The organism is Pseudoalteromonas sp. T1lg88 (genome assembly GCF_002964765.1).
Taxonomy (GTDB): domain Bacteria; phylum Pseudomonadota; class Gammaproteobacteria; order Enterobacterales; family Alteromonadaceae; genus Pseudoalteromonas.
In genome coordinates, this window is record NZ_PQCF01000026.1 from 234,322 (window position 1) to 246,000 (window position 11,679).

At 53.2% G+C, this 11,679-nt stretch carries 7 protein-coding genes; 2 read left to right on the plus strand and 5 right to left on the minus strand.

Annotation, left to right across the window (positions count from 1 at the left end; genetic code table 11):
* Positions 1 to 119: 119 nt before the first annotated feature.
* Positions 120 to 3,137, plus strand: coding sequence for a carboxypeptidase regulatory-like domain-containing protein (locus C2M34_RS09050; RefSeq protein WP_105258577.1), 3,018 nt, complete (start codon positions 120 to 122; stop codon positions 3,135 to 3,137).
* A gap of 196 nt (positions 3,138 to 3,333) precedes the next feature.
* Here C2M34_RS09050 and pbp4b read toward each other — a convergent pair whose 3' ends face one another.
* On the minus strand, positions 3,334 to 5,787 hold the full coding sequence (gene pbp4b / locus C2M34_RS09055) for a penicillin binding protein PBP4B (RefSeq protein WP_105258578.1): 2,454 nt from the start codon (positions 5,785 to 5,787) through the stop codon (positions 3,334 to 3,336).
* A 361-nt stretch (positions 5,788 to 6,148) separates the two neighbouring features.
* On the opposite strand from pbp4b, the gene C2M34_RS09060 reads away from it, so the two are divergent.
* Entirely contained in the window at positions 6,149 to 6,994 is an 846-nt protein-coding gene (locus C2M34_RS09060; protein WP_105258579.1) for a MurR/RpiR family transcriptional regulator, read from the plus strand.
* 52 nt (positions 6,995 to 7,046) lie between these two features.
* Here the strand turns inward: C2M34_RS09060 and C2M34_RS09065 are convergent, their stop codons facing one another.
* From C2M34_RS09065 to C2M34_RS09080, 4 genes are read right to left on the minus strand one after another with little or no spacing between them, the layout of a single operon-like run.
* Positions 7,047 to 8,216, minus strand: coding sequence for an exo-beta-N-acetylmuramidase NamZ family protein (locus C2M34_RS09065; protein ID WP_105258580.1), 1,170 nt, complete (start codon positions 8,214 to 8,216; stop codon positions 7,047 to 7,049).
* Positions 8,209 to 9,153, minus strand: a complete 945-nt coding sequence (murQ, locus tag C2M34_RS09070; RefSeq protein WP_105258581.1) for an N-acetylmuramic acid 6-phosphate etherase — start codon at positions 9,151 to 9,153, stop codon at positions 8,209 to 8,211. The genes C2M34_RS09065 and murQ overlap by 8 nt, the downstream gene beginning before the upstream one ends.
* Before the next feature lie 13 nt (positions 9,154 to 9,166).
* Complete coding sequence (locus tag C2M34_RS09075) at positions 9,167 to 10,027, minus strand: BadF/BadG/BcrA/BcrD ATPase family protein (RefSeq protein ID WP_158681408.1); 861 nt, start codon at positions 10,025 to 10,027, stop codon at positions 9,167 to 9,169.
* Positions 10,020 to 11,678 (minus strand): sodium:solute symporter, encoded by a 1,659-nt coding sequence (locus C2M34_RS09080; RefSeq protein WP_105258604.1) that lies wholly within the window; start codon positions 11,676 to 11,678, stop codon positions 10,020 to 10,022. Before C2M34_RS09080 ends, C2M34_RS09075 begins: the two co-directional genes overlap by 8 nt.
* Position 11,679 lies beyond the last annotated feature (1 nt).

The window sequence follows — 11,679 nt, forward strand, 5'->3', positions numbered from 1 at the left end:
TCCTGGTAACAATTGTTTAATATATATGCAACAAAAGGAAGGTTAGCACTAATAAAACAGGGGAAATCACAGGGTTAAGGTCCAACCGATAAATAAATTATTATAAGGATGGGGATATAATGAAACCAACTCACTTCAACCTCAGCGCATTGGCGCAGGCTAGCTGCCGCGCGATGCGGGCACCTACAACAGCGATCACTTCCACCCTGATTGCCGCGGCCTTTATCAGTGCTCCGGCACTGGCGGCCTTGACCGGCGGCATCAAGGGCACGGTTATCGCCGAGCAAACCGAACAGTCCATGGCCGGGGTAACGGTCACCGCACGCTCAAGCGTTATGCCTAAGGCCCGTACCGTGGTCACCGGAGCCGATGGGAGCTTCGATCTGCCACAGTTAAAGCCTGGTACCTACGAGCTCACCTTCACCAATAAAGACGGCGCCAGTCAAACTATGACGGTGCAGGTATTGTTAGAGCAGACCTCTAAGGTTGATGTGGAACTGAGCCTGACCGGCGACAAGACCGAGGTAATCACTATTACCGGCAGTCGCTTATATCGCCAAGGTAACTCCTCGCTCACCAACTCCTTAGGAGAGAAAGCCATCGAAGGGGTGCCCATAGGCCAAGACTATCGCGACCTACTTAAACTGGTGCCTGGCGTCGAGCTGTCTGAAAACTCAGTCCTCGGCCCGTCGGCCGGTGGCTCTGGGGTGGATAACTCCTATGGCTTTGATGGTGTTAATGTTTCCTTGCCCATGTTTGGAAACCTGGCATCCGAGCCTTCCACCCACGATGTTGCCTATGTCACCATGGACAGAGGCGGTGCTAAGGCCGTTGACTTTAACCGCTCCGGCGGCTTTGCCATCAACACAGTATCCAAGTCTGGCACAGACGAGTTTACCGGCTCGGTGGAATACAAGGTTCAGCCCAAAAGCCTGGTTGCCTCTCCCGTTGGTCAGGAAAGTTATGAAACGGATAAGAGTTGGATAACAGCTAACCTGGGCGGCCCGCTGATTGAGGATACCCTGTATTTCTACACCTCCTATTACCGTCCCGAGGAAAAGCGCAGTAACAAGGATACGGCCTACGGCGATGTGAAAAACTATAAGAGCGAGCGCGATGAGTTCTTCGGTAAGCTTACCTGGGCGCCCCGTGACGACCTGTTATTCAATATTTCTCAGCGCATCTCGGATAAGACCGAGGAAGGTGCCTCCATTGGTGAATACGAAACCGACAGTGTGTCCGTTGGCGGCGAGACGGATCAGGATATTTTCACCCTGGACGGCTCCTGGCTGATAGATTCAAACACCACCTTATCGTTTCAGTACAGCACCTTTGATCTACAAAGCAGCTCGCGCCCGGATACAGAGCTTAATTTCCAGCCGTCGCTGAGCGGCACCCTGGATGTCGATAACCTAGATCAAATGGGTTACTTTAATGTGCCCGAACTGCGCGGCCCAAGTGACAACTATACCCCAGAGCAAATCGCCGCCTATAATGCCGGTGCGGCGGCGCTGATCGAGCAGTTCGGTTACACGGAAAACGGCATGAAAATGGGCGGCGGTGGCGTCGGTGCCTACTTGCAGTACGACGACCAGGATTTTTACCGCGATTCATTTGAGCTCGAACTCGATCATGAATTTAGCTGGGGCGATACTTATCACACCTTGCACTTTGGCGGGCAATGGTCAGAGGGTAAGGAGGTACTTACACGCTTCTCCAATGGCTGGGGACGGATTAACTATGTCGGCGGCTTGGATCTGAGCCAACAAGCAGGCAATGACACCCCGGTTATTTATCGCGCCCTGGTGCAACAAATGAGCCTGGTAGGCAGCGGCGATTTGGCACCGGCCATCACCTCCGAAACCAAGACTCTGAACTTCGAGATTAACGACACCATAGAATATGGCGATTGGACTTACAATATAGGTGTGTTAGTCAGTCGCGATACCTATTATGGTCAGGGCCTGCGCCCTAAATCCGGCACCATCTCCGGCTATGAATTGGCCCCGGGACATAAGTACAAGATGTATGAAACCGACTGGAGCGATATGATACAGCCGCGCCTGGGCGTGAAATGGAATTATGCCGACGAAGATGATGTCTTTGCCAACTTCGCCATCTACAACCCGGAAACCAGCTCCCTGGCTCGTGCCGCCTCCTGGGACAGGAACAACCGCAGTGCCATTGACGTTGAATTCGATGCCGATGGCAATGTTATCTATGCCGAACCCCGCGCTTCTTCTTCAGGTAAGCTGTTTCAGGAAGGCATGAAGCCGCGTCGCATTAATGAAATCACCCTGGGAACCACCAAATACGTGGGTGAAGATCTGGTGCTGCGGGCGCATGTACGTCACCGCAAGGGCCTGCACTTTTGGGAAGATATGCCCAATAACGCCCGCCTCACCAACTATGATGGCATCGATGCCCCGGGTGTACCGGCAGACATTGCCGCTCAGGGCTTATACATAGAGAACCTGCAGGATATTCGTAATGAAATCGGCGGCTCATCCTATGTAATAGCCGAGGTGGATGGTGGCGAGACCAAGTATTGGGAAGCCAGCCTTGAGGCCGAGTACATGGGCGATAACACCTATGTAAATGCCTCCTATGTATGGAGCCACTACTATGGCAACTTCGACCAGGATAATACCACCGCCAACAATGATGCCAACACCTTTGTTGGCTCCTCCTGGTATGGTGACGGCATAGGCCGCTATCCTTGGGATTACCGCTATGGCACCCTCTCTGGCGATAAGCCACATAAGCTCAAGGTATACGGCTACTACACCACTCCCTGGGAAGCCAATATCGGCGCCTATTTTGTCTTCCAGTCGGGTCGTCCCTGGGAGAAATGGGATGGTAATCTCTATGGCAGCAGCTCCAGCCACACCAGCCGCTATGCGGAGCCGGCGGGCAGCCGCCGCAGCGCAAGCCACTGGCAGTTGGATCTGAACTACAGTCAGGACTTTACCGTCTATGGCGATTATGCGCTGCAGTTCCGTGCCGATATTTTTAACCTGTTTGACCGTCAGACCGGGTATAACAACGACCCTTATTTTGTTAACAGTACCTTTGGCGAGCCCCGTGACTATTACAGTCCGCGCCGAGTGCAACTGTCATTGAAATTTGCGTTCTAAGCTAAGATAACAACCTAAGATAGACCAGCGCCCTTCGGGGCGCTTTTTATTTTCTGCGCACTTCCTAACCCTGTAACAAACATCAAAACCATGTCCCCGGCACCCTTTGCCTACGCACTTCTTTTAGCCATAAAAAAACGGCATCAAAAGATGCCGTTTTGGGCGATACCCGGGCAGGGGTATCCTGTGTTAGTCGTTACTTGCCATGAGCCAAAATAGCTTCATAGACACGGGTGATCACCGAACCGTATTTCCCCGTTTCAAATTCTTTGCCTTTAAATCTATAGTCGCTTTGCGAGCCGGTCACTTCGCTATGGCGGGCATTGGTAAACAGCACTATGGCCAGATCATATTCCGGGTCTATTACAGTTACCGTGCCGGTCCAGCCCGTGTGTCCGTATGCCCTTGGGCTGGCGTAGGGACCAAAATGCCATATGCGCGCGCCATTGCCGGCGCGACGCCAGCCCAGGCCATAGCTTTCATCCGTTGCCGTGGGCTTAATAAACTGATCGACCACCTCGGGCCTGATTAACTGCACTTCACCATAACTACCCCGGTTTAGCAACAATTGTGTGAGTTTTGCCACACTTTGCACATCGGCAAACAGGCCCGCATGTCCGGCCACCCCGGCCAGGGAGTAAAACGCCTTTTCATCATGCACCTCGCCTTGGAGCACATAATCCCGCACGCCCTCGAAATTCACCCGGCCACCGCGGGTATTGCCTTCAATCTCGGTAGCCGCTATCTGCGAAGGCATAAAGCCCTTTTGCAGCGGATTAAATACCAGGGTATTGAGCCCTAAGGGGGCAAACAAGCGGCTTTCCACATAGGCATCAAGGGGCATGTTGGTAATACGTTCAATCAAAACACCGAGCAGCATATAGTCAACATCACTGTAGAGGTGACGCTGAGCCCGCATCATCTCAAAGGGCACGCCACGGATTAACAGCTGTTTGGTGCGCTCGCTATTAAGGGAATAAAATGGCCTGCCTAGGTGATTATCGGCGCGATGAAAGTCCACCACCGCCGGGTAACCTGCGCTGTGAGTAAGCAGGTCTTTTACCAACCGTACCTCGCGTCCCTGCCCGGTATATTCCGCCAGATAATGGCTAATGGGCTTATTAACATCCAGGCGTCCCTGCGACACCAAATGCATCAATGCCAGATTGGTGGCAAACATCTTGGTATTAGAGGCAAGATCAAACAGGGTATCGACTGCCATGGGCTGTGCGGCTACAGATTCTTTGCCGTGGTGCGCACGGGCATAACCATAGGCGCTGAGCTTAACCAGCTCGCCCTTGTGTACCACGCCAAGCACGGCGCCGGGGAAGCCCAGCTCAACCTCTTGTTCAATTAAGGCATCCACCGCGGCAAAGTTGAGCGCCCCCGGGTTGGGTTTTAGCTCGGGTGCGGGAATACGGATGCGCAGCTCGGCATCCTCGGGAAAGACCGACTTTATATGCAATGTATTTATCCCATCGCGGGTGCGCCTTGCCAGCGAATAGCGGTAGCTGTGCCCGGCCTTTAAGGGCCGAGCGATATTAATGGTTTCGCCATTAATAATGATTTCGGCGCGTTCGGCGCTGATGTTGTCTATGATGATCTCACCACGGCGGCGATAGGACTTAAACTGGTATTTGTTGTTTACATCGACCCGCGAGCTGACATCCGGCTGTGGGTACTGGATATAAAGCTGCTCATGACCCAAGGCGGCAAACTCCTGTGGTTGCTCGACCAACTCCTGGTAAAGTGCAAAGTTTTTATCCGCCTTTTTCGACTTATAACGTTTGAGCAGAGCGAACAATACCGCCGCCGTTTTCGCATCCGCCTGGGCATTTACCTGCCAGGGCAAAAAGTGTGTTTGAAATGCCTTAAGTACATCCAGTGTTTGCTGATCGAGCCGGGCGGTCACCGCAATCCCATAGCCATAATCCGCCAGCGCTTGCTGTATCACGGCCACAGAAGGCGGCGCGGCGCTAAAGTGGCGCCAGTAATATTCCACATCCTGCTGTTGATACCAGGCACCTATGCCCGCCTTATAAAGCTGATACCAAGGGAAACGTGGACCCGGGTCGAGTTTTCGCCCCGGTGCTATATCCGCATGCCCGACAACCTGGGTCGGGCCAATATCCGGATTACGAGCGAGAATATCCTGACTAAGGGCGATTAATAATTCGATTTGTTTGGGATCATAATCGGGGAACACACAAAACGGCTCAGCACCATATTCAATGGTGGAAATCTCCGGCTCCATACTCGGCGCCCTGTCGCTGCAACTGGGGACATTCACCACCTCAATACCGATGGAGTGGTCATTAAGATCGGTGCGCCCCTGCCAATAACTATTCCCCGCATGCCAGGCTCTGTCCTGCTCTTTCACCAGCTGAAGAACTTGCAGATCGCGCTCACCATAGCTGGGATCCTGACTTTCGGGCACCAGGTAATGGGCGCTTAAACCGCCTTTTTCCACCAACACGCGCTCAGACTTTTCATAATCAATCGCTGTGTAGTGCATCACCAAAAATTTAATGCGCTTGGAATAATTATGTGACTGCTTGAAATCGTAGCCTGAACTGCAACTGCTCAGTAAAAATAACAAGGGCAACGACAGCAGACTCTTACAGCGCATCTGCAAAGATTCTTTATCCATACCAACCTATAGCGAAAAAACTATGCTTAAGCACAGTGTCTTGAACTTATAAACGCAACAACAACCCTCTAACCGTATAATAATATTTTATTTCTTTCAATTTAAAATTAATGGAATATATATTCTTAAACTTAACTTCCCCTGTGCTTAAAAGGTAATAAAAATAGCCTAGAAAATATGAACCAAGGCTTAGAACGAGGCTTTTTTACTCGACCTCGTTGGGCCTTCTTATAAAAATTTTTTATTCCTTTTATTTGGAATATTGAGTTACACTTTGCCATTACGTCGTTGTTAACATGTGTACCAAGCGTTCAAAGGTATCCATAAGACAGAGAAACCTAACAATACTAAGTAACTTCTTATGTCGACATTTGTAAAAATTAAAGCACTGCGTAAGTCTTTTTCCAGTAGCGAAGCCAAACTGGCCGATTTTACGCTGAACAGTGCGAATGCTATTCGCGACCTCTCCTCCATTGAGTTGGCCAAGGTGGTGGGCGTAAGCCAATCGAGCGTGGTTAAATTTGCCCAAAAGCTCGGGTATAAGGGCTTCCCCGCCTTTAAGCTGGCGGTTATTGACGCCCTCAACTCAGAGTCTCCTGCCCCTAAGCTGCACGGTAAGATCACCCTTAATGATAGCCTAGAGCAGATTGCCGAAAAGCTGTTAAGCAGCAAGATGGCGGTATTAACCGAAACAAAGAACCTCAATGAAGCCCAGTCCGTAGAGCAGGCGGTGGCCTTACTTAAAAATGCCCGTCGCGTTGCCATTTGTGGCCTCGGTGGTTCGGCTTTGGTGGCCAAAGACTTTGCCTATAAGCTGCAAAAGTTAGGCATAGCCGCCATCGCCGAAGCGGACGGTCATGCCCAACTGGCCTATGTGTCGACCCTGGGCAAGGACGACCTGGTTATCGCCATCAGTGAGTCGGGTAAAACCCGGGAAGTGGCAGAAGCTGCGCATCAGGCTCAACAGAATAATTGCCCCGTGATTGCGGTGACCAAGTTTGGCTCCAGCCCGGTGGCAGATTGCGCTTCGGTGAACCTCTATTCTGTGGCCGAGGAAGAGTCGATTCGTCTGAGTTCTATTCTGGCGCGCACGGCGCAGGACTTTGTGATCGATATTCTCTTTATCGCCCTTACTCAGGCGACGCGTCCGGGGCGTAAGTTGTTGGAGCATTCCAACGATGTGGTAAAAGCATTCCGTGAAGGTTAAAACACAGAAGCAAAAAAGGCCCAACTGGGCCTTTTTTGTTATCTCCAACTACTCACTCTGGATACAGCAGGTATTTTTTCCGCGCCGCTTTAAAGGCATCCAGGCCTGCTTGCCAGCTCTTTCTTATCTCAGCCTCGCTTTGACCAGACTCTATCGCTAAGCGCAGGGCATCCGTACCGGCAAGCTTATCCATAAACCCGGCACTACTAAAGAACACCTCGCCCTGCTCCGCAAAACGCTTATGGGCGGCAATCAGCCAACCCAAATCCAGGCCCCTGACCTGGCTTTGGCGTAGATCTAAGCCCTTGGCCACCAGACCTTCCAGTTTAGGGGAGCTGGCAGCACCAACAATGGAACGTGGGGAAAAAGTAAATTCGCCTAGAACCACCTTATCATGGCCTAACACCTGAAACGGGAAATCCGTACCGCGGCCGATGCTGACCGGCGTCGCCTCAAAGAAACACAGCGACGGATATAAACCTATGGCCTGATCGTTGGGCAGGTTGGGGCTGGGTTTTATCGGCAAAGAATAACCCCTATCACGAGCGTAATTCGCCACGGGGATCACTGTGAGCTCGGGATTCACTCCCTTCTCCAGCCAGTTTTCACCCACTATCATTTGCGCCAGCTCACCCACCGTCATGCCATGCAAAACGGGTATCGGGTGCATGCCAACAAAGGAGCGAAACTCCGGCTCCAGTATCGGCCCGTCGATATAGGCGATATTGGGGTTGGGCCTGTCGAGCACGATAAACTCGGCCTTGGCCGCGGCGCTGGCCTGCATCATATAGTGCATGGAGCTGATATAAGTATAAAAGCGCACACCCACGTCTTGAATATCGAACAGCACCACATCGACCTGGCTCATCGCCTCTGCGCTGGGCTGCTTGTTCTTGCCATAAATAGAAATGATGGGCAGGCCGGTTTTGGTATCTATGCCCGAATCTATGTGGGCGCCGGCATCTTGATCACCGCGAAAGCCGTGCTCTGGAGCGAAAATGGTGGTGATCTTAACCTGCTTGGCCAGCAAGGCATCCACCAGGTGGGTGTCGCCCAAGGTAGAAGTTTGGTTAACCACCAGGCCAACCCGCTTCCCCTTGAGTAAGGGCAGGTAGTGCTCAAAGCGACTGGCGCCAACCTGGATATCTTGCTGGTCGGCCTGAGCACAGGCACTGCTAAGTAAAATCAATAGGGCAAAGGCTGCCAACAGGCGCTTAAGCATCGCCTTCAACCTCTTGCACCGCCGAGCGTAAAAAACCCTTGTTGTTATCCAGCAAGGCCTTGCCCTCACTCGCGGTTTTGCCGGTCAACAGCATTAAAATCGCTAGCTTGGCACTATGCTCGCTCTGCGCCAGTGCCTCGACCGCCTCCTGCTCGGTGCATTCGGTGGCCTGCATTACGATACGCACGGCACGGGCCTTGAGCTTATCGTTGCTGGCATTCACATCCACCATCAGGTTGCGATACACCTTACCGGAGCGGATCATGCTGGCGGTGCTGAGCATATTAAGCACCAGCTTCTGCGCAGTGCCCGATTTCATGCGCGTTGAGCCGGTCAGCGCTTCTGGGCCGACCACGGCGGCCAGCTGGATATCTGCGGCATTAAGCACAGCGGAATTTGGCGAGCAACTGATCCCTACGGTTACACAGCCTTGCTCACGGGCATAATTGAGCGCCGATACCACATAAGGCGTGCGACCACTGGCAGCAATACCCACCAGCACATCGTCACTTTTTAGCTGGTGTTTTTGTAAGTCTTCAATTGCCATGGCGGCATTGTCTTCTGCCCCTTCCACTGCCTTTTGAATCGCCCGCTCGCCACCGGCGATAATGCCCACTACCTGACCGGGTTCAACACTAAAGGTGGGAGGACATTCGGCGGCATCAAGCACCCCTAAACGGCCACTGGTTCCGGCGCCGATATAGATAAGGCGGCCGCCCTTAGCAAAGGCATCAACTATGGCGTCGACCGCCTTGGCGATAGCCGGGATAATTTCCCTGATCGCCGGGGCAACCTTTTGATCTTCATCATTCAGTTTACGAAGAATGGCCTCGCTGGGTAAGAGGTCAATATCCAGGGTTTGCGGGTTTTGTCCCTCAGAAACTATGGTATTTAACTCTCGCAATAACTCAGAGCTATGGTCACTTGGTAAACTCATGTACTTGATCCAGTTATAAATTCTTTAATGCCAGCAAATAGGCGCCATCCAGAGCCGAACCCCGCGCGCGCTGCACCAGGGCCTGACACCAGGGTGCCAATAATGGGATCGTATTGTCGGCTAAACCGCCCAACAATACCACAGGCAAATCATATTCTCCGCGGGTAGCGCGGATAAGTTGCTCAACCGCCCGGGCATGACGTTGCAGTATTTCTGCGGCCATATCGCAGCGCCCTTGATAGGGCCACACCAGCTCACTCAGGCCTGCATAGTCCCCTACCTTAGCACCGCTTAGCCACTGACTCAGCGCCTCGCGGCTGTGACCGACTCTTTGCGCCAGCACCTCGAGCAAGGGGGTAAGCGCTTGTTGTTTGTCCAGCGCCTGCATCAGGGCCTGCACCAACATGGCTCCCAAACGGGCACCGCTGCCTTCATCGCCCAGGGTAAAGCCCCAGCCTCCGACTAAGTGCGCGCTGCCATCTGCCAGTAAACGGGTGCCGACACTGCCGGTGCCAAGGGCAACACAAGCCACCGGGGCGCCCAAATTGGCGCCATAGGCGGAGGTAATAGCGTCGCTGACCACCGTAACCTCGGCAAAGCCAAGTGCCTGTAAGCGGCTGCGTAATTGCGCTTGATTATACGGATTCCCGGCGCCGGCAACACCGGCAACGCAATTGACCTGACTCGGCAATATGGCCGCATCGTGAAGTATGCTTGCCACCTGAGCACACAGGGTATCACAGCCCAATAGCAAGTCATGACCCAGTGATGAGCCCGGCCCTCTATGCTCTTGCACCACCTGACCATCCGAGTCATACAGGCGTAATGCCGTTTTTGTGCCGCCACCATCTATGGCCAGTACCCAGTTAGCCATGACGCACCTCATGATTGATGGGATTATTGCTTGATTGATTAGTCGCCGCGCTCACTGCCTGGCCTGCCGCTTCGGGCTTGCGACCAAAGGCACAGACCAGGGTGGCTAACGCGGTGCCGATACACAGCTGCCAGGTAAAACCTAGATTAAACTGCCACTGGCTCGGCAACAGCATCTCTTGCACATAGGGTTGCATCAACAAGGTGGCCACAAAGCCGACTATCAGGGCTGCGAACACCGATGCTTCGCTGCCGCGTCCGAGGAAAAGACTAGTGAAGTACACGCCCAACAGGCCAGAGTACGAAAACACCATGACACTCAGGGCAAATTTCAGCAGCGGCATTTGCGAATATTGCTGCCAGAAGTAACAAAGAACGGCCATGGAGCCCAGCGCCAGTGACACTCCCAACATGGCAAAGCGCCCCACCAGCACATAATGATGATCTTCTTTTTGTGCGTCGCCCTGCTGGCGCTGACGCTTTTCATGCCAGGGTCGGTAGATATCCTGCACCACCACGGAGGCCATGGAGCTGAGCCCTGAGTTCAGGGTGGAAATGGCGGCGGCAACGATGCCTATGGTCACCAGGCCCTTTACTCCGGCGGGAATTTCATTAAGAACATAGTGCATAAAGACGGTGATCTTCTCACCCTGGAATTGCCCGACATTGGCTCCATGGACAGCCCGTTCGGTGGCCCCCAGCATGATGTCGGGGCGCTGATAAAACACAAACAACAGCAGGCCAATGACGATAAACAAGAACATCACAGGGATCACCATGGCGATGGACAGCATAATGGCGCGACTGCCGGAGCGCGCGTCTTTACAGGTCAACACCCGCTGCGTCATGTCCTGATCCAGACCGAAGGCGGCAATGTTTAAGAGCACAAAGCCGGTCAGTACCGACGCCATGTTAAACACCCCGGCAGCGGAAAAATCCAGGTCAAACTTAAACAAGGCCAGCTTGGAGCCCTGCTCCGGCCCCGGGTTTTGCAACGCCTCGATAATGGTTGAGAAATCGGCGGGGATCGCCAGCCATAAACTGACAATCACGCACACGGCGGCACTGGTGTACACCAAGCACTGGATCACATCGGAATAGATGACGGTGCGAATACCGCCAAAAATACTGTAGGCAAGACCTATGATCACCAGCACCAGGGTGGCCATAATGACGCTGCTGGCGGCGATATTGCCATAGAGGATCATGGCCACGGCAATGGCGGCCATATACAGGCGCGCACCGCTGGCAAACACCCGCCCGAACAAATACATCAGGCCGGCGCGGCGCTTGGCCTTGGGGCCCACCTGCTGCTCCAGCAGCTCATAAACGGTATAAACACGATATTGATAAAAGCGTGGAATAAGCACCTGAGCCACCACCAGGGCCGCAATAAAGGCGCCTATATTGGTGGCCAAATAGGACAAATCTCCTTGATAGCCTTGATCCGGGCCACCGATAAAGGTGGCCGCCGATTGCGAGGTGGCCAGCACAGACACCGCCACCATCCAGGTCGGCATGGCATTACCACCGAGAAAATACTCCGCCGAGGTGTTAGCCTTTTTGCGGTTAAACCACCAGGCCGTAAGCGCGATGAGCAAGGCATAGGCGCCGAATACCAGCCAGTCGAGCGCTTCATAATGTGCGTTTATC